The organism is Myxococcus sp. AM010, from assembly GCF_013372585.1.
Classification (GTDB): Bacteria; Myxococcota; Myxococcia; order Myxococcales; family Myxococcaceae; genus Myxococcus; species Myxococcus vastator.
In genome coordinates this window covers 1-17,706 of the sequence record NZ_JABXEO010000124.1, presented here as the reverse complement: position 1 = coordinate 17,706, position 17,706 = coordinate 1, and the positions used below count along the sequence as shown (strand labels likewise).

The window sequence follows — 17,706 nt, the reverse complement described above, 5'->3', positions numbered from 1 at the left end:
CGGTGGCTATGTCGGAGGGGTTCCACCCGTTCCCATCCCGAACACGGAAGTTAAGCCCTCCAGAGCCGATGGTACTTCGCGGGAAACCGCGCGGGAGAGTAGGTCGCTGCCGGATTCTTTTTGAGAAACCCCCGGTGTCCCTCGTGGACACCGGGGGTTTTCTGTTTTTGGGCCGCTTGGGTTTCGCGCGTCACCGCGGGGGCCGCGCCAGGCGCCGCATGCGCAGCCTGCGCACGCCGCCCACCGTCAGCAGCGCCGCCGTGGTGGCCAGCACCAGCGGGTGCTCGGCCCGCGCCGCTTCTTTCGCCGCGCCAACCGATTCTGCAGCTGCGAAGCGGGCTCGTGAGCAGCGCGCCGTGTTGCAGTGAACGTCCTGCGTCCGCTGTGAGTCGCTGCCTTCCGCTGCGACTGCCTTTGACGATTTGGAGCTCCGTGTGGCTGGCATCGGCGCGCTCGGCTTGGTTGAGTGTGGGCTCCCCCGCGGTGTTGAGAGGAGCCTCTCGAATGAAGCTGCTTCGTCCTTGCCTTGGCGCGCTGCTCGCGGCCGGCCTCTTCCTCGTTCCCACGAACTCAGAGGCTGCTGTCCGTGTCGGGCTTGGGGCTGACTATTGGATTGATGAGAGCGCGGCCTTCAACTTCACGCTGGGCGTCGAGACGCCGCTCGCGGGGCCTTTGACTGTTGGGGCTCGCTTCGGTGCGATGCTCATCACCGAGGGCAACGACATCGGTGTCCCGGTGGACCTGGTCCTGCGTGCGAACCTCGCCAGGTCCGGCGTCTACCTTGAAGGCATGGTCGGTCCCTGGTTCGTGTTTGGCCGTGGCGACACCTTCCGGGCGCATGCCGCGTTTGGCTTTGGCCTTCAGGGCAAGGCCGCGAGCATCGGTCTTGAGGTGGGCTACCTGGAGCCCAACCCGACCATTGGTCTGCGGCTCGGCTACAAGTTCTGAGCCTCAGTAATGCGGTGGACGCTCGTCATGACGGGCGTCCACCATGCCGGGCTCGGCTTCTAGCTTCTGCTTGAGCCGGTCCACCTCTGCTCGCAGCCGGTCAACGACCTTTTGCTGTTCGTACAGCACGCCGCTGAGCTCCTGCAGCAGTTCCTGCTGGTGCATGTAGCGGATTTCCAGCTCGGCGATTCGCTTCTCGTCCATGGGCACTCACCCATATCCCGGCGAGGCGGCCTGCGTCCCCACCTGGTTGAACCTTGCTCTCTCCACATGAACGTCGACGAACACATCCAGCGTGCCCGTGAGCTGCTCGCTCGGAACCAGCCCGAGATGGCCGAGTCCGCTCTCAGCGACGCCATTGATGCCGCCGTGGCGGCCGAGGACATCGTCCTGCTCACGCGGGCTCGCTTTGCACTGGGGGAGCTGCTCTTCCAGCAGGCGCGCGATGCGGAGGCGGTTCCCTACCTGCAGGCCGTCGTGCGCACCGAGCGCGTCGATGGGGCCGTGGACTTCGAGGTGAAGGCCTCCGCCCGCATGCTCCGGCAGATTCGCGGCAGTGAGCCTCGGGAGTAGGTCTCCGGCCCCTTCGCATCAGGGAATGCTGCAGGACTTCCGAATCAGCTCCGGCTGCCCGGAAAAACGCCGCTCAAGGTCCATTCGCGTGAGCCGGGCGTCGTCGACGCGCCGCTCCTTGAGCTGAATCGCGCAGAGGGCCGCCAGCGCCTTGGGGTCTGCCCGGTCCAGCCGGTCCGCCTGGCGCAGGGCCTCTTCAGCGGTGTCCACCCTGCCCAGTCGATGCCAGGCGAGCCCGAGCTCGAAGAAGCCCATGCTGAGCTTGGGGTCCTCGGCCACCGCCGCGTGGAAGAGCTTCACCGCTTCAGTGTCGTGTCCCTCCCTGCTGTGTACCCGGCCTTGTTCCACCAAGAGCCTGGCATGGGGCAGCCGCCCCTCGAGCTTTCGGAGGACGGCCAGCGCCTCGTCGCCTCGCTTCGCCGCGCTCAGCAGGTGGACGTAACGCAGTCCGACCAGCGGGTCGCCGGGCGCCTTGCCATGGGCCCGCGCCATCGCCTCGGCCGCGCCCACGACGTCCCCGTCCTTCTCTTCCAGCTCGGCTCGGAGCAGGTCTGGCCGCGCGTCTCGTGGGGCCAGGGTCTCCGCGCGTGACAGGGCCGTGCTCACACACCGGCTCATCCGTTCGACGTCGCAGATTCTCGCCAGCAGGAGCTGGGTTTCGACCTCGTGGGGATTCCGGCGCTCCGCCTCCCGGGCCAGCGCGTGGGCGTCATCTGGCGCCCCCTCCAGCAGCAGCGTCGCGGCCTCTCGCAGCTCCGCCGGCGTGGCCTTCGCGTCGTCCTTCAGGGGCCGCAGGAACGGGACACGCTGGGACACGCTCGACATGGCCCGTGCGATGGACAGCTGCTGCTCGGGCATGTTCCTGGGGATGAAGAGCGGAATGAGGTGGATGAGCGTCACCACCGTGCACACGATGAGCAGGCTTCGTGTCCCCCGGCTCAGCATGCGGCGACGCGCTCCCTCTGCTCCCTGCACTTCCGAAGCTCCCCGAGGCGGGTGCTCCGCCTCACCGGTCATCCTGTTATTACACCGCCCGCAGTATTGGACGTAGCCCCTCGGGCAGCTCCAGGCCACAGCTCCAACACAGCTCGAAGTTGCCGGGGTTCTCTTCGCGGCACCGTGGACACTCCACCGACCGCTCGGCCTGCTCTTGATTCTCCTGGAGCTCCGCCAGGAGGCCCTTCGCGTGCTCGAGGTCGCGCGGCTCCACCCACAGCTCTATCCAGGTCTCCGCGCTCGGAATCTCGCCGCTCAAAGGGGCAAGGGCTTCTCCACGTACCTCTACCGACACACCCATGGCTTCCAGCGCACCCGCCAGAAGCCGTGCTTCTCCCACCGTGCGATGCACGGACAACTGCACGCGCCTCATGCTCCTGTCTTCACAGAAGCAGGGCTCGCCAGCAACCCTGGCCACAGGTTCGCTCCCGCCCGCCCGAGGAGCAGCTTGCCTGGACGGGCGGCACGAGCCGGCGGGCCGGTGCTACTGCTCTTCTTCACGCAACTGGTGCGGCAGCACCGCGTGTGCGTGGCGCGGCGCCCGGGCATGCAGCTCGGCCGTCAGCAGGCGGTCCAGCTCCGCGAGCAGGGTGTCATAGAGGGGACCCGCGCCTTGGGCTGGAAGCCGCTCGGCAGCGACGCGCACGCGGGGAGACTCCTCGTCCTCGAAGGCGAGCGTCACCGCGAGAGCGTCCGGCCCGCCTGCTTGCGGAACCATGACCACGGGTGCCGGGGCCCGGCTCGCTTCTTCGAAGAGCGGGCCCAGGCGCTGGACTTCCGCTCCGGTGAGGTCGCGCTCGCTGACCACCTCACCCTGCTCCAGCACCTTCAGGTGCTTCATGCCCTCCAGGCGGAGCGCCTGTGCGCCCGTGTTCGTTCGCCCACTGCGCTCGTACGTGACCGTCCTCACGCCGCCTCACCTCCTGGGCACGAGGTAGGCACCCTTGTTCGTCGCGGCATCTGGCGAAGCCGTGGCTCGCGCATTCCGTGTCAGGCGCCGAGCGAAGTCGTGTGCTTCCCGACACCGGACGAACACCTCCGCACGAGTGTCCCCACCCGGGCCGCTTCCTAGTTTCGAGCCTCCCCGGCACTTTCGCTTGGGGAGTCCCGAGGTAGGTCCATGAGCAAGGACAGCGGCAAGAACCAGAACGACCAGCGCGCCAACTCCAAGAATCCGAACAGCCCCGCGCACAAGGCGTCGCAGGACAACCGCTCCAACCAAATGAACCCCAACAGCCCTCGGCAGCCGGGCAACAGCCCGAACGGCGGGAGCAACAACAGCGGGAACAACCCGGCGGGGGGAACTCCGCGGCGAACTCGTCTGGCTCCTCGCCCAACAAGAGCTGAGCTTGAAGGCTCCAGGCCCGGGGAGGGTCGGCCCCGGGTCTGGAGACGCATGCTGGCGCGGTGGCAAGTCCGCTTCTCCGTGCCGCCGCGCCAGCATTCAAACAGCGTATCGTCAGCGCGCTCGGGGCTCGCACTCACCTTCGCCGCGGTAGTGCCCCAGGTTGCGCGTCAGCGCCGTGACGAAGTCGCGCAGCGTCCGCACGTTGCCCACGCCTCCCGTGCCGTACTGGCCCGACGGCAGCTCCGTCAGGTCCACCGCCGCCAGCTCCTCGAGCGTCACCTCGCCGTCGGGACCCGCGATGCCCAGGCTGTCCGCGGCGGCCAGTGCGTCAAAGCGCATCTGCGCGTCTGGCGACTGCAGGTCGTCGAAGAAGAGGTGGTCGCCGTGGATGGTGAGCTGCACCGTCTCCTCGCCGTCCTTGGGCACCGTCACCCCTTCGCCCAGGCCGGGGCTCTCGCAGTGCTCGTAGACGGTGTTGGTGGTGAAGCCCCAGGCGAAGCGCTTGGTCTCATCGCGCTGGGTCGCCGTGCCCTCCAGGTAGACGGAGTAGCCGCCGTCCTTCATCCGCGTGACGTCCGCGGCGTCCGCGTTGCCCGCCACGGCGTTGGCGTTGGGCGCGATGGCGAAGCTGACGTGGTCCCACGCCTGGGCCGGCACGTCGCGGAACGTCTCCACCACCACGGGGCCGGGCTTGTGCACGTCGAACACCCGCGCCTGCGTCATCTCGACGGCCGTCTCGTCGTGGTTGCCGACCTTCACCTCGCCGAGCACCACGAGGAACTTGCTGAAGCGCACCGTCCAGCCGTCCACGATGCCGTCCTCGCCATCCACGGCCGCGGGAATCTCCTGCTCGATGTAGTCCTCGCCATAGGTGGTGAACGTCACCGTGCCCGCACCGTCACTGCTGCACGCCATCAGTCCCAGACAGGAAAGCCCCAGCATCCACTTCTTCATTGCGCAGCTCCTTCCACCCACGTCACGTCGTAGGCAGTGGTGTCTTCCACGCCGCGCACCAGCGCGTTCTGCGCCTGGCTGTCGGCGGGGAAGGTGTAGACGCCATCCGCGTCCGAATCGGTCGCGGTGGCGAAGTCAATGCGGCCCAGCCACGTCCCCAGGTTCACGGCGATGCGCACGCGGCCCGCCTCCATCCCCAGGGACTTCTCGAAGCGCACGCCCTGGATGGGCTTGGACAGGCTCGTTACCGCGTCGAAGCGCCGCTCCATGCCCTCCTCGTCGCGCGCCGTGCCGCGGACGCGCATCGCCTGGCCGCTCAGCACGCCATGCGAGTCGGTGGCCTGCGTGGGGGCCGTCAACGTCAGTTCCAGGGAGCCGTACTCGCCCGTCACCGCGCTCGCGTCGCCCAGCGTGGCGCCGGTGAGCAGGTCCACGGTGTGGGTGGTCAACACCTCGGCCAGCGCGTCGCCCGGCGCGTAGTGCCCAGGGTGCGCATGGGCTGTGCCGCCCATGAGCGTGTACCAGTCGAAGCGGCGGGCCGTTAGCGCGCGGCCCTCGAAGAAGCGCACCGGACCCACGGAGAGGTGCGCGGACTCCACCGTCACCGTCCAGCCTCGCTCGTTGGCGCCCGTCATGGGCGTGGACGTCACCTCCACGGGGAAGGTGCGCCGCTCCGCTTCGCCGCCGCAGCCGCCCATGGGCGTGGACGCGGCGGCCAGGGCCAGCGCGCCGGTGAGGATGTGTCTGCGATTCATAGGTGGACCTCCAAGGAGAGCGAGGCCATCCGAGGCGACCCCGCGGTGAAATGTCTTGCCGGGACGAGGCTCGCCGCGGCGCCAGGGTCGAAGCGCGAGCCGTAGACGAACTCGCCGTCCCTCCAGCGCGCGTCGAGCAGGTTCGAGACCTCCAGCCGCAGCCCCAGCTCGCCCCGGCGGAGGGCGACGTGCGCATCCGCGAGGAACACGGTGGCGCTGCGCTCACTGAACGGCAGCGGCCGTGGACCGATGAAGGTGAGCCCCGTGCCCAGCGACAGCGTGCTGCCCCCGAGCCACGCCCACGTCAGCGGTCCGTCCCAGCCCACGTCGGCGCGCGCGACGAAGGGCGCGAAGTAGGGCAGCAGCGTGTCCGACGCCCGCACATAGGCGTGGGCGAACGTGGCGCTGACCGAGGTGACGAGCCCGGGCAGTGGGCGCGCTTGGAGCGCGGCGGAGACGCCCGAGCGCAGCGTTTGGCCCGTGTACACGGTGGTGCCCACCGTGTGGTCGAAGAAGAAGTCGTTGTCCACCTGCGAGCCGAAGAGGCTGAGCTGCAGGGCCCAGCGCTCGCCGTCCTTGCGCGAGCCCAGCTCCGCGCCTCGGATGGAGACGAACGGGGCGCGCTCGCCCTCCGAGAGGCTGCGCGCCTGCGGCGAGCGGAAGCCGTCACCGTAGCTGGCGAACAGGCGCCAGGCGTCCGCGTCCTCCCCCAGCGCGTACTCCACGCCCGCCTTCGTGCCCAGGTGGACGCCGAAGGCGCTGCGCGAATAGCCCTGTCCGTCGTAGTAGCGCGGATCCCGGAAGGCGAGCGCGTCGAAGACCTCCACGCCCAGCGCGTCCGCGCGTCCCCCCAATCGAAAGCTCCAGCGGCCCAGCGGCATGCGGGCCTCGGCCCAGCCCCAGACGTCCGTCTGGGTGAAGGCCGCGTCAATCTCGTCGGAGAAGAAGGTGCCGTCGGATTCGCGGTAGCGCCGCTGCGTCTGCTCCACGCTGTCTCGCCGCGCGCCCAGTCCCAGCTCCAGCGCGACCGGGCGGCCGAAGGCTGTTACCGACCTCCGATGTTCGGCGCGGGCGCCCAGCGTGGTGGCGTTGTTCGTCTGCTCCAGGCCGTCACCGCGCTCGTCGACACGGAAGCCCGTGAAGTTGTTGCGCAGCCGCAGGTCCGAGAGGATGCCGAAGACCTCCAGCTTCGTGCGCCCGCTTCCCGTGCGCGGCAGGTCCATGCCGAGCAGCAACTGGTGCCGCGACACCGAGCCGCCCTGTCGGCCCAGGGCGGCGGAGAAGAAGTCGCCGCGGCCCGAGCGCAGGTCGTCCTCGCGCACCACGCCCGGGGAGTCGAAGCGCGTGACGTAGCTGCCTCCGAGCGCGCGGACCGTCAGCCCCTCTCCGAAGGTCGCGTGGGCCTGGGCGAGGAGCGAGGCGCGGCCGTAGCCCCGCTGAGCGCCGAAGCCGCTTCCTTCACCCAACTCCACCGCGGCGAAGGTTCCCGCGTCGTCTCCCGGACGCACCGTGGCCACGAGCCGGCGCTGGCCGTACTGACCGAGTGTGCCCGAGAGGTGGACGCCAGGCTCGGCGACGCCCAGGTCCATGCGGACCGTTCCCGCGACGGCGAAGTCGCCCTGCGCGGCGCGGTAGGAGCCCTCCGTCACCTCGAGCGCCTGCACGACCTCTGGGATGACGAAGTTGAGGTCCGCGTAGCCCAGCGCGTGGATGTGGCTCACCTCGTTCACCGGCAGGCCGCCGACGTCGAGCTCCACGTCCTGGCCGTGCAGCGCGTCGAAGCCTCGGAGGAAGAGCTGCTGGGCCTTGCCCTCTCCACTGTGCTGCGAGGCCACGAGGCCGGGCACGGCTCGCAGGAGGTCCACCGCGTTCCTGCGTGGCGCCGCGTCCAGGATGTCCCGGCCCAGGGTCACCTCGGACGCGCTCTGCGCGGGGCGCGCGCCGCGCACCACCGTGGACTTTGACGGCGGCTCCTTGGCCCGGTCGTCCTGCTGCCCGGGCGCATGGGCCTGGGACGGGGCCGCTTCCGCTGAAGCCTCGGCGGACGTCCTGGCTGTGGACTCGGATGGTGCTGACCCGCCAGCCGAGGCGAGGACACACGATGACAGCGCGGCAACGAGGAGCACGGGCACGTACGGACACACGGCGGCGCAGGCCCCTTGCCGCGGCGTCCTGCACACGCACGGACTTCGCGCGGCACATGACGCCTCAGGGAGTGACCCCACCGAGACGGGTTCAAGAGTGAGTCAGCAGGCAGGACACACGGACCCAGGCGTGCCCCGCACGCGTGGCTCCCTGCGCTGGATGCGAGAAGGGATGAACGGCTACGGGCCCTGGGGCATCGCCGTCGGCCGCACCGCGGAGCCAGGGGGCCGTGCGGGGCCGCGCTGGACCTCCGCCAGCCACGACACCTCGCGCACGCGCGGCAGCTTCATCACCGCCCACGCCAGCGCCACCGCCTGCAGGTGCTCCACGGAGCCCGTCAGGTGCTCGTGCCCGCGCTTCCGCTCACCGGCGGGCGCGGCGTCCCCCGCGCCTTCATCGTCAGGCTGGGCGTGCTCGCTCCTCGCACCGTGCGCGTGGGCGCGCCCGTGCGGGTGTGCGTGGGCATGGGGGTGGTGATGACCCCCATCGCCGTGCTCCACCACCGCGTGCAGCGCCGGCGCCACCACGAGCCCGTACACCAGGACCATCAGTCCCAGGCTCGCCAGGTCGCGTCGGTCGTGGGGGTTCAACAAGGCCGTGGAGCCCCGGGGTGAGGGGAGGGGTCGGCCGCCTCCTATCTGTCTTCATCCAGACGCGCAAGGCGCCGTCCCCCCTCGGATGGGGGCCTCGCGGACACATGCGGCCTCGCTCCATGTAGCGCGCTTGACGCAGCGCATTGGTTTCCGCTGCCCTCGCCGACCAACATCGCTACACTTGTGCCGTGCGTTCTGAATCCGTCGCGCTCAGCCGTGTTGTCTCCAATGCAGAGGTACCTCCGCCTCCGTCCCGCACAGCGCGCCTGCGGGCCCTGGCCACGGAGACCTTCGACGTCCTCATCATCGGGGGCGGTGTCACCGGCGCGGGCTCGGCGCGGGATGCCGCGCTCCGGGGCCTGAAGGTGGCGCTCGTCGAGCGCGACGACTTCGCCAGTGGCACCTCCAGCCGCTCGTCCCGGCTCATCCACGGCGGCCTCCGCTACCTGGAGCTTGGCCACCTGGGCCTCGTCTTCGAATCCAGCATCGAGCGTCAGCGCCTGCTGCGGCTCGCCCCGCACCTGGTGCGCCCGCTCGCCTTCATCTGGCCGGTGTACGCGGGCGCCCGCGTGCCCCGCTGGAAGCTCAACGCGGGCCTCATGCTCTATGACGCCCTCTCCCTCTTCCGGAACGTGAAGGGCTACCGGCGGCTCAACGCCCGGCAGGTCCACGCGGCCGAGCCCGGCCTGCGCACCGACCACCTCAAGGGCGGCGCTCGCTACTACGACGCGGCCACGGACGACGCGCGCCTCACCCTGGCCAACGCCGTGGGCGCGTCCGAGGCGGGCGCCGTCGTCCTCAACCACGCGGCGGTGAAGGGACTCGTCCTGGAGCAGGGACAGGCGCACGGCGCGACGGTGGTGGACCACCTCACCGGCGAGGAGGTCACCGTGCGCGCCCGCGTCATCGTCAACGCCACCGGCCCCTGGAGCGATGAAATCCGCCGGCTGGACGCGCCGAACGGGACGAGCCCGGCCGTGCGCGGCAGCAAGGGCGTCCACCTCGCCGTGCCGCGCGAGCGCGTCAACCACCGCGATGCCTTCACGCTGCTGTCCCCCAAGGATGGCCGGGTGATGTTCGTGCTGCCCGCCGACAACTTCACCATCATTGGCACCACGGAGACGTCCACGCGCGCGCACCCCGCGGAGGTCCGCGCCAGCGAGTCCGACGTGGCCTACCTGCTGGAGTCCGCCAACGCCTTCTTCCCCGAGGCGCGCCTCACTCGCGCGGACGTGGTGAGCGCGTGGGCCGGCATCCGGCCCCTGGTGGCCAGCGGCTACCAGGGCACGCAGGCCGACGCGGGCAGCGCCAGCCGGGAGCACGCCATCGACGTGAGCCCGTCCGGCGTGCTCGCCATCAGCGGTGGCAAGCTTACCACCTACCGCGTCATGGCGCGCGACGTGGTGGACGCGGTGGAGCGCCGCATGGGGCAGCCCCGCCGCCGCTCGCCCACGGACACGCTGCCCCTGCCCGGTGGAGACATCCGCGCGCTGGACGCCGAGTTCGCCGCGGCTCGCGCCGAGGTGGGAGACGACGCCACGGCCGTCCACCTGGTGCGCGCCTATGGCAGCCGCTGGCGCCGCGTGTGGGCCCTCACGCGAGAGGACGCCGCGCTGGCCCGGCCGCTCGCCGAGGGGCTTCCCTACCGTGCCGCCGAGGCCGCCTGGGGTGTCAGCCATGAGCTGGTGCACACCTTGTCGGACCTGCTCATCCGCCGCCTCAAGGTGGCGTTCGAGACGCGTGACCAGGGGCACGCGGCCGCGCGCGTGGCGGCCGAGGTCATGGCGCCCCGGCTGGGCTGGGACGCCGCGCAGACGCAGCGGCAGTTGGAGGTCTATGCCGCCGATGCGCTCCGCGTCTTCGGCGTGGACCCCGCCGAGGCGTGAGAGGGCGAACGCTCCGCTCAGCGGAGCGTTCGCTGGCGCACGGCCGCGCCCGCTGGCCGCTCGCCCAGCACGTCCTGCCACGAACAGGGGCGCGAGCGGCCGGTTCGCTGACGTGGTTAACTTGCGCTCCGGGAACGGAAGCAGGTGTCTTCCCGTTCATGCGCGTCCCTGGAAATCCATCAGCCGCGCCGTGCCGTACGACGCCTGCTTGACGGGGCACTCGAGGAGCGTGAAATGAAGCGTTGCGTCTGGCTGGGTCTGGTCGGTGGGCTGATGGCGTGTGGCTCGTCGGAGGATGCGCCCAAGGCGTGCCCGGGCACCGAGGGAATGTCCCAGCCGCCGGCGGTGGTGTCCGCGGCGCGAAGCGAGGCGGCCCTGACGGACGATGGCGCGGAGGACGTCATCATCGCCTTCCGGCAGCGCGTCTTCGCCACCGCGCAGGCCAACACGGAGGCTTTCGCCGACGAGGTGACGCGCGCCGGAGGGCAGGTGAAGCAGCGCGTCCCGTCGCTGAACATGCTGTCCGCCCGGGTGTCACCCGAAGCGCGCGAGGCGCTCGCCCAGAATCCGGACGTGGTGTCGGTGTCGCCCAACCGTCCGGTGTACGCCCTGGGGATGTCGCGCCCACCGCTGCCCGCGCAGGCGTTTCTCGGCGCACAGCCGCCGCCACCGGTCAACACCGTGGGCTCCGTGGGGGAGTACACCGAGGGCCTGAAGATGGTGCAGGCCAACCAGGTCTGGGACGCCAACAACGACGGGGTCCTCGATGCGGGCCGGCCTTCGGGCACGGGCATCAAGGTGTGCGTCATTGACAGTGGCTGGGACAACCGTCACCCGGAGCTGCAGGCCGCCTTCATCGGCGGCAAGGACTTCATCAGCGGGTCCGCCAACGCGCTGGCGCTGGACGCGCAGGTGGACTCGCAGGGCAACGTGCTGCTGTGGGGCGGCGGACATGGCACGCACACCGCGGCCACCATCGCCGCGCAGCTGGGCGGGGGCGGCCGGGTGCGGCTGGGCGAGGACCCCAACGGCACGGTGGGCGTGGCCCCCACCGCGTCGCTGCTGATTGCCCGGGTGCTGAACGAGCGCGGCACGGGCGACACCATGAAGGTCATCGCCGCGCTCGAGTGGTGCCAGGAGCAGGGGGCGAACATCGTGTCGCTGTCGCTGGGCGCCTCGTCGGACAACGAGGCCGAGGCGCTGGCCTTCAGCCAGGCAAAGGCCAATGGCGTGCTGGCCATCGCGGCGACGGGCAACTCCGGCGCGGGCGAGGTGTCCTTCCCAGCCGGGTACGACTCCGTGGTGGGCGTGGGCGCGGTGACCTTCGCGGGGGAGTGGGCCAGCTTCTCCCAGTACGGCGTGGGCATCAACCTGGTGGCCCCCGGCGTGGGCGTGCTGAGCGCCACCATCATCGGAGGGGCGCCGTATGGCGAGGTGGCCGCGAGCGGCCAGCAGTTCATGTCCAACCCCCTGGAGTACTCCGCCGTGGGCGCCTATTCGGGGCGGCTGGTGAACTGCGGACTGGGCAGCAGCATGTCCGACTGTGGAGAGGCCGCCACCTGCGAGGGCTTCGTCGCCTACGTGGACCGCGGCGGCGGCATCCTCTTCGAGGAGAAGGTGCGCAACGCCATCCGCGCCGGAGCGAAGGCCGTCATCATCGGCAACCACACCGCGGAGGAGGGCACGGGCAACTTCACGCTCAACGGGCCGTCCAGGCTGTGGGTGCCCACCGTCTCCGTGTCCCTGGAGTCGGCCAACGTGCTGCGCGAGCTCATGGGGCAGGACGTGACGCTGGACGTCACCGGCCTGGACTATGCGCTGCAGACGGGCACCTCCATGTCGACGCCGCACGTGGCCGGCGTGGCGGCCCTGGTGTGGAGCCTGAATCCCCAGCAGCTCGATGCGGAGAAGGTGCGCGCCGCCCTGCTCGACACGGCCCGGGACTTGGGCCCGGTCGATTGGGATCCGAACTACGGCAACGGCCTGGTGCAGGCGGCGGACGCCGTTGAGTACGCCGAGGGACTGCTGACCCCGGTGCCGTAGTTCACCGCGGCCGGCGTCAGCGCAGGGTCATCAGGGGGGAGGCCACCAGGCACGCCCCCACGCGGGCTTCCAGCGCCGCCACGGCTTCCCGTGAAGGGTCGTCACACCAGTCGACGGCCCGGGTTGCGGTGACGAGCGCGTCGTTCCGGGTCCAGGGCTCGTCGGTGCTTGGGATGCGCGTCACCTGGAGCGTGGTGAGGCCCACGAAGGCCACCGACGCCAGGGCGGCGGTCAGCATCTTCCCCCAGTGCAACCAGCTGACCTTCGGGGCGGCGGGCACCACGGGCTTTCGCAGCCGGGACTCCAGCGCGGCGAAGTCCAGGGCGGGCCGGGCCGGCATGCGCCGCGCTCGCTGCGCCATCCACCCACGCTCCGCGCGCAGCCAGCTCAGCGCGTGCTGACAGGCGGGGCAGGCCTGGGCGTGCGCGCGGACCCGCGTGGCGTCCTCGGGGGCGAGCTCGTCGGCCAGCAGCGCGTCCAGTTCGGTTTCGCGACAAGCGCTCATGAGTGGCCTCCGACGTGTGCGGCCAGTTGCTCGCGCAGTTGGAGTCGCGCGCGGTGGATTTCGTTCTTCACCTTCTGGAGCGACCAGCCCATCACCGCTGAAATCTCCTCGTAGGGCAGGCCATGGTCGATGCGCAGCAGCAGCGCCGCGCGCCGGTCCTCGCGCAGTGTCCCCAGCGCGCCCGCCAGCAGTCCTTCCAGCTCCCGGTCCAGGAGCAGGTCCTCCGGCGTGGGCGTGGGCAGCACCGCCTCCACCTGGCTGCCATGGACTTCATCGTCCATGTCCACATGGAGGCCCCGGTGCCGCAGCGACTCCAGGTACACGTGCCGGGCGATGCCCAGCAGCCACGCGCCCAGCCGGTCCTCGTCGCGGAGCGCGCCCAGCCGCGCATGGGCGCGGACGAAGGTCTCCTGCGTGGCTTCGTCCGCCGCCGCCTCGTCGCGCAGCAAGTCCTTCAAGAAGCGCCACACCCCCGCGGCGTGCCGCTCGAACAGCCAGCGGAAGGCCGCGGGGTCACCCGTGCGCGCCCGGCGCAGCAGCGTCCGCTCCCGGTCCGTGTCGGACGGGGGCGCACCTGCCAGCACCATTTTCATCGCGGAGAGGAGGGCCACGGCACCAAGGTGTCACGAGCAGCCCGGGAGTTTCACGCGCGCGTGCGTTTTTCCCGCGCCTGGCTGCCTGGTGGCAGGACGGACACCCCACACCGCAATCCCACGCACGCCGGGTGGTGGTCTTGTTGAATGACAGTCGTTGTTGGTAAGAGAACTTTCATGTCCTTGAACTCTGGCCGTGTGGATGCACCCACGGCGCACGCTCCGCGCCTGCAGGGCCACCTGCCGGTGCTGGACGGTGTGCGAGGCCTCGCCGTCCTGTTGGTGGTGTTCTTCCACACGACCCACCTGAGCGACCAGAGCGTGGCGGGGCGCGTGACGTGGTGGCTGGCCGGCGCCGGATGGACGGGCGTGGACCTGTTCTTCGTCCTCTCCGGCTTCCTCATCACCGGCATCCTCTGGGAGGCGAAGGGCCGGCCGTACTTCTTCCGCAACTTCTACATGCGCCGCTTCCTGCGCATCTTCCCGCTCTACTACCTGGCGTTGGCGGTGTCGTTCCTGGTGCTGCCGTCGCTGGCGGGCCGGCTGGGCCTGGACGAGCGCATCACCACCGACGGCGCCGTCTGGTACCTGCTGTACCTCTCCAACTTCTACCAGCTGTGGGTGGACACCACGCACCCCATCCTCGGCGTGGTGTGGTCGCTGGCGATTGAAGAGCAGTTCTACATCGTCTGGCCCTTCCTCATCGCCGCGGTGTCGTACCGGGGCGCCATCCGGTTGTGCCTGGGCACCATCGCCATGGCCATCCTGGTGCGCGTGGGGCTCACGCTGTACGGGGCCAGCATCGAGAGCACCTATGTGGTGACGTTCTGCCGCGTGGACTCGCTGGCCATGGGCGGCCTGCTGGCCATGGCGCTGCGCCACCCGGAGGGGCTGGGGCTGAAGGCGTTCCCGTGGATGCGCTGGGCGGCCTGGGCCTCGGTGCCGGTGGTGCTCGCCCTGGTGGTGCTGCCGGTGGGCCCCACCTTCGAGCTGGTGAAGCGCACGGGCGGCTACACCGCCATCGCCGTGCTCTACGCCGTGTGCGTGTACAAGGCGGTGGCTGTCTCCAGGGGCCACGTCCTGCACCGCTTCCTCACGACGCGGCTGCTGCTCACCTTCGGCAAGTACAGCTACGCCATCTACCTCATCCACTCGCCGCTGGACGCCATCCTGCGCCGCACGGTGCTGAAGACGCCGCTGAAGACGGTGGCGGGCTCGGACATGCCCATGCAGCTGGTGTTCTACGTGGTGGCCGCGGGGCTCTCACTGGGGCTCGCGCTGGTGAGCTGGAACCTCTTCGAAAAGCACATGCTGAAGCTCAAGGACTTCTTCCCCTACGGGCCGCGCCCCGCTCCGGTGTCGCTGCCGGCGCCGGTGTCGCTGCCGGAGGGCGCCCAGGCCGAGCGGACCGAGGCGCCCGCCCGGGTGGCGTGACGTCCGCGGGAGTGCCCGGCGACGGGGCTCCCGGCTCGCCGTCAATCACGGCGCTTGGAGAAGGCTTCCGCGACGCGCAGGGCCCACGCCTCCGCCGAGTCGAGCTCCGCGCGGGCGCTGGCAAAACGGTCCAGTCCCGCCTCCGAGCCGTCCCGCGCGAAGATGGCGTCGTGCAGCTCCTTCTGTGCACGGCTGAGCCATTGGCTCGCCTTCTGGCGAAGCTGGGCTGCCTTCTGGGGCGTGGGGGCGGCGAGCCCTGGCTCCAGCAACTCTTGCTCCTCGGGGTACGGGGACGTCACCTTCACGAAGCCGGCCTGTGCAATCGTCGTAGTCATGCGCTGAGAATTCGCACCGGATGGCGAGCAGGCACCTGACCAGTGGGGCAGGACGATGTGCAATGGCGTGCACTGTCCCGCCCTCCAGGGCCAACGCTCCCCGGCGGCTACTTCCGCAGACTCGCGAGGTCGATGACGAACCGGTACTTCACGTCTCCCTTCCGCAGCCGCTCGTAGGCGTCGTTCACCTGCTGGATGGAAATCAGCTCGATGTCGGAGACGATGCCGTGCTTACCGCAGAACTCTAGCATTTCCTGTGTTTCCTGGATGCCCCCAATCATCGAGCCCGAGAAGCTCCGCCGCATGGGGATGAGGGAAAACGGACGGACGTCGAGCGGCCGCTCCGGGGCGCCGACGAGCACCAGGTGGCCGTCCCGGCGCAGGAGCCGCAGGTACGCGTTGAGGTCGTGCTGCGCGGAGACGGTGTCGAGGATGAAGTCGAACCTGCCCGTCTGCGCGGCCATCTCCTCCTTGTTCGAGGAGACCACGACGGCGTCGGCGCCCAGGCGCGCGGCGTCCTGCTTCTTGCGGTCGGTGTGGCTGAAGACGGTGACGTGGGCGCCCATGGCCTTGGCCAGCTTCACGCCCATGTGGCCCAGCCCGCCCAGGCCCACCACGCCCACGCGCTGACCCGGCTGCACCTTCCAGTGCCGCAGCGGCGAGTACGTGGTGATGCCGGCGCACAGCAGCGGCGCGGCGGCGGCCGGGTCCAGGTTCTCCGGAATCTTCAGCGTGAAGGCCTCGTCCACGACGATGGCCTCGCTGTAGCCGCCCTGGGTCACCGTCCGCCCGTCCTTCTCCTTGCCGTTGTACGTCTGGATGTTGCCGACATCGCAGTACTGCTCCAGGCCTTCCTGGCAGCTGGGGCAGGTGCGGCAGGAGTCGACCATGCAGCCGACGCCCGCCAGGTCCCCGACCTTGAACTTCTTCACCTGGTCCCCCACGCGGACGACGCGGCCGACGATTTCGTGGCCGGGCACCATGGGGAACAGGGAGCCGCCCCATTCGTCGCGCGCCTGGTGCAGGTCGGAGTGACAGACGCCGCAGTAGAGGATTTCAAGCTGCACGTCGTTGGGGCCGGGCTCGCGGCGCTCGAACTGGAACGGGGCGAGGGGGGACTTCGCGTCCTGGGCGGCATAGCCGCGAACGGGAATCATGAGGGGTGCGCTCCTGGCGGTTGGGGTGGTGTCACTGCTCGGTAGAACGGAATATGCGTCCGCTGTCGCTCGCGCGTAACAGGGGCTCGCCGTGTGCCTCGAACGGCGGGGCTACGCGGTGGGGATGTTGCGGACGCGGCCTCGCACGAGCGCCGCTTCATCGGCGTGGCCCGTCTCGTCCAGCAGCGCGGCGGCGCGGTGGAAGAGCAGGGCGGCCTCCAGGTGGCGCAGGGCCGCGGCCTCCGCGTTGGCGGCGGAGACGAGGAAGGGCGCCGCGCGGCGTGGCTCGTGGCCGTCCAGCCAGTGCTGGGCCACGACGATGGGCGCGGCGCCGCGCTGCTCCAGGGCCACGGCGAGCCGGCGGTGGAGCAGCGTGCCCAGCGCGCCGGGGACGCCCTGGCGGACCACCTCGAAGAGCAGGCCATTGGTGAAGCGCTCGCCCCTCAGAATCTGCGCGCCCTCCAGCTCCGCCACGTGCGTGACGAGCGCCAGCGGGTTCATCTCCAGCACCTCGCTGGCCAGCTCCAGCGTGAAGTCCGTCTTCGCCAGCGCCGCCAGCCGGGCCACCAGCAGCGCGGAGGGGGACAGCCGCTCCAGCCGCTGCTGGATGAGCTGCTGGCCCCGGCCGGAGGCGGGGACGTGTTCGGGCCAGCCGCGCTCCAGGCCGCCCGTCTCCAGCAGGTACTTCAGCGTCTCGGTGATGAAGAGCGGGTTGCCGCCGGTGTGCCGCGTCACGTCCTGCGCCAGCTGCTCCGCGCCGGGCAGCTCCAGGCTCTGGAGCAGCGCGCCCACCGCCGCCGAGCCCAGGGGCCGCAGCTCCACGAGGATGGCCAGCCCCGCGGCCACCAACTGCTGGACGAAGACGGTGGCCTGGGGCGACAGCTCATCGGCCCGGTAGGTGTCGATGAAGCGGGGGAAGCGGCCTCCGGGCTCGGGCGCGTGGCGGCGCGACAGCATCAGCACCGCGAACTCCGCGGTGGCGCTGTCCATGAACTGGAGGTCGTCGGCGACCATGGCGTCCACGGTGGCGGCGAGCTGGTAGACGAGCTGGCACTGCGCTTCCAGGAAGCGGCTGCGGTCGGCCTCGTCCGCCATGGGCGGGGGCAGGCCTTCCTGCCCGGCCTGGTCCGGCAGCAGGCGCGCCAGCTCGCGCCGCACCCAGCGCGGCAGGTTCGGGTCGGGCACCCGGGCCAGCATCTGCCGCACCAGCCGCACGTGCGACGAGTACGGCACGCTCTGCTCGCCGGGCCGCGCCTCCAGCAGCAGGTAGCTGCCCCGCGACGCCGCGAAGTCATGGGCCAGGCGCGTCTTTCCCACGCCGGGCTCGCCGGAGATGAAGATGGTCTGCCCCGCCTCCCACGCGGCCTCCATCCGCGCCCACTCGCGCTCGCGGCCCACCAGCACCTGTCTCCTATACACATCTGACGCTGCCGACGAATAG

17 protein-coding genes and 1 rRNA gene are annotated in these 17,706 nt (G+C 70.4%); 6 read left to right on the top strand and 12 right to left on the bottom strand.

All coding sequences use genetic code 11. The features are described from left to right. Together rrf and HV826_RS33875 are read left to right on the top strand one after the other, a co-directional pair. Positions 1-115 (top strand): 5S ribosomal RNA (rrf, locus tag HV826_RS33880); the annotation flags it as partial. A 389-nt stretch (positions 116-504) separates the two neighbouring features. Continuing rightward, positions 505-948 carry a hypothetical protein gene (locus HV826_RS33875; protein ID WP_176421167.1) on the top strand — a complete coding sequence of 148 codons (444 nt, stop codon included), beginning with the start codon at positions 505-507 and terminating at the stop codon, positions 946-948. 3 nt (positions 949-951) lie between these two features. Here HV826_RS33875 and HV826_RS33870 read toward each other — a convergent pair whose 3' ends face one another. Further along, positions 952-1,152: a SlyX family protein gene (locus tag HV826_RS33870; RefSeq protein WP_176421166.1), complete on the bottom strand. Its 201-nt coding sequence runs from the start codon at positions 1,150-1,152 to the stop codon at positions 952-954. Between the two features lie 66 nt (positions 1,153-1,218). Between HV826_RS33870 and HV826_RS33865 the strand changes: the two genes are divergently transcribed. Beyond that, positions 1,219-1,521 carry a hypothetical protein gene (locus HV826_RS33865; protein WP_176421165.1) on the top strand — a complete coding sequence of 101 codons (303 nt, stop codon included), beginning with the start codon at positions 1,219-1,221 and terminating at the stop codon, positions 1,519-1,521. An 18-nt stretch (positions 1,522-1,539) separates the two neighbouring features. On the opposite strand, the gene HV826_RS33860 is transcribed toward HV826_RS33865, so the two are convergent. The 7 genes from HV826_RS33860 to HV826_RS33830 form a co-directional block, all read right to left on the bottom strand. Further along, entirely contained in the window at positions 1,540-2,466 is a 927-nt protein-coding gene (locus HV826_RS33860) for a lipopolysaccharide assembly protein LapB (protein WP_255217546.1), read from the bottom strand. Between the two features lie 79 nt (positions 2,467-2,545). Continuing rightward, the gene (locus HV826_RS33855) at positions 2,546-2,890 is read right to left on the bottom strand and encodes a hypothetical protein (RefSeq protein WP_176421163.1); all 345 of its coding nucleotides are present in this window, start codon (positions 2,888-2,890) and stop codon (positions 2,546-2,548) included. 111 nt (positions 2,891-3,001) lie between these two features. Beyond that, complete coding sequence (locus tag HV826_RS33850) at positions 3,002-3,427, bottom strand: hypothetical protein (RefSeq protein ID WP_176421162.1); 426 nt, start codon at positions 3,425-3,427, stop codon at positions 3,002-3,004. A 549-nt stretch (positions 3,428-3,976) separates the two neighbouring features. After that, a complete protein-coding gene (locus HV826_RS33845) occupies positions 3,977-4,819 on the bottom strand; it encodes a hypothetical protein (protein WP_176421161.1) in 843 nt (280 codons plus the stop codon). Beyond that, on the bottom strand, positions 4,816-5,574 hold the full coding sequence (locus tag HV826_RS33840; protein WP_176421160.1) for a hypothetical protein: 759 nt from the start codon (positions 5,572-5,574) through the stop codon (positions 4,816-4,818). Before HV826_RS33840 ends, HV826_RS33845 begins: the two co-directional genes overlap by 4 nt. Next, a complete protein-coding gene (locus HV826_RS33835; protein ID WP_407938452.1) occupies positions 5,571-7,526 on the bottom strand; it encodes a TonB-dependent receptor in 1,956 nt (651 codons plus the stop codon). The genes HV826_RS33840 and HV826_RS33835 overlap by 4 nt, the downstream gene beginning before the upstream one ends. A 372-nt stretch (positions 7,527-7,898) precedes the next feature. After that, positions 7,899-8,312 (bottom strand): hypothetical protein, encoded by a 414-nt coding sequence (locus HV826_RS33830; RefSeq protein ID WP_255217545.1) that lies wholly within the window; start codon positions 8,310-8,312, stop codon positions 7,899-7,901. A gap of 188 nt (positions 8,313-8,500) precedes the next feature. On the opposite strand from HV826_RS33830, the gene glpD reads away from it, so the two are divergent. Beyond that, positions 8,501-10,198 (top strand): glycerol-3-phosphate dehydrogenase, encoded by a 1,698-nt coding sequence (gene glpD, locus HV826_RS33825; protein ID WP_176421158.1) that lies wholly within the window; start codon positions 8,501-8,503, stop codon positions 10,196-10,198. 234 nt (positions 10,199-10,432) lie between these two features. Beyond that, the gene (locus tag HV826_RS33820) at positions 10,433-12,241 is read left to right on the top strand and encodes a S8 family serine peptidase (protein WP_176421157.1); all 1,809 of its coding nucleotides are present in this window, start codon (positions 10,433-10,435) and stop codon (positions 12,239-12,241) included. Between the two features lie 16 nt (positions 12,242-12,257). Here the strand turns inward: HV826_RS33820 and HV826_RS33815 are convergent, their stop codons facing one another. Beyond that, positions 12,258-12,746 carry an anti-sigma factor gene (locus HV826_RS33815; RefSeq protein ID WP_176421156.1) on the bottom strand — a complete coding sequence of 163 codons (489 nt, stop codon included), beginning with the start codon at positions 12,744-12,746 and terminating at the stop codon, positions 12,258-12,260. Beyond that, a complete protein-coding gene (locus HV826_RS33810) occupies positions 12,743-13,357 on the bottom strand; it encodes an RNA polymerase sigma factor (protein ID WP_176421155.1) in 615 nt (204 codons plus the stop codon). Before HV826_RS33810 ends, HV826_RS33815 begins: the two co-directional genes overlap by 4 nt. Positions 13,358-13,516: 159 nt before the next feature. On the opposite strand from HV826_RS33810, the gene HV826_RS33805 reads away from it, so the two are divergent. Further along, on the top strand, positions 13,517-14,773 hold the full coding sequence (locus tag HV826_RS33805; protein WP_176421154.1) for an acyltransferase: 1,257 nt from the start codon (positions 13,517-13,519) through the stop codon (positions 14,771-14,773). 41 nt (positions 14,774-14,814) lie between these two features. On the opposite strand, the gene HV826_RS33800 is transcribed toward HV826_RS33805, so the two are convergent. Continuing rightward, entirely contained in the window at positions 14,815-15,108 is a 294-nt protein-coding gene (locus tag HV826_RS33800) for a FruA-associating protein, FapA (RefSeq protein WP_163782861.1), read from the bottom strand. Positions 15,109-15,215: 107 nt separating this feature from the next. Then, positions 15,216-16,265, bottom strand: coding sequence for an NAD(P)-dependent alcohol dehydrogenase (locus tag HV826_RS33795; RefSeq protein ID WP_176421153.1), 1,050 nt, complete (start codon positions 16,263-16,265; stop codon positions 15,216-15,218). Between the last annotated feature and the right edge of the window lie 1,441 nt (positions 16,266-17,706).

Excerpts from the sequence above, each read along its gene's own strand:
- HV826_RS33855 (WP_176421163.1), bottom strand. The coding sequence starts at position 2,890 with ATGAGGCGCGTGCAGTTGTCCGTGCATCGCACGGTGGGAGAAGCACGG.
- HV826_RS33860 (WP_255217546.1), bottom strand. The coding sequence starts at position 2,466 with ATGCTGAGCCGGGGGACACGAAGCCTGCTCATCGTGTGCACGGTGGTG.
- HV826_RS33820 (WP_176421157.1), top strand. The coding sequence starts at position 10,433 with ATGAAGCGTTGCGTCTGGCTGGGTCTGGTCGGTGGGCTGATGGCGTGT.
- HV826_RS33875 (WP_176421167.1), top strand. The coding sequence starts at position 505 with ATGAAGCTGCTTCGTCCTTGCCTTGGCGCGCTGCTCGCGGCCGGCCTC.
- HV826_RS33800 (WP_163782861.1), bottom strand. The coding sequence starts at position 15,108 with ATGACTACGACGATTGCACAGGCCGGCTTCGTGAAGGTGACGTCCCCG.
- HV826_RS33845 (WP_176421161.1), bottom strand. The coding sequence starts at position 4,819 with ATGAAGAAGTGGATGCTGGGGCTTTCCTGTCTGGGACTGATGGCGTGC.
- HV826_RS33815 (WP_176421156.1), bottom strand. The coding sequence starts at position 12,746 with ATGAGCGCTTGTCGCGAAACCGAACTGGACGCGCTGCTGGCCGACGAG.
- HV826_RS33840 (WP_176421160.1), bottom strand. The coding sequence starts at position 5,574 with ATGAATCGCAGACACATCCTCACCGGCGCGCTGGCCCTGGCCGCCGCG.
- HV826_RS33795 (WP_176421153.1), bottom strand. The coding sequence starts at position 16,265 with ATGATTCCCGTTCGCGGCTATGCCGCCCAGGACGCGAAGTCCCCCCTC.
- HV826_RS33870 (WP_176421166.1), bottom strand. The coding sequence starts at position 1,152 with ATGGACGAGAAGCGAATCGCCGAGCTGGAAATCCGCTACATGCACCAG.
- HV826_RS33865 (WP_176421165.1), top strand. The coding sequence starts at position 1,219 with ATGAACGTCGACGAACACATCCAGCGTGCCCGTGAGCTGCTCGCTCGG.
- HV826_RS33805 (WP_176421154.1), top strand. The coding sequence starts at position 13,517 with ATGTCCTTGAACTCTGGCCGTGTGGATGCACCCACGGCGCACGCTCCG.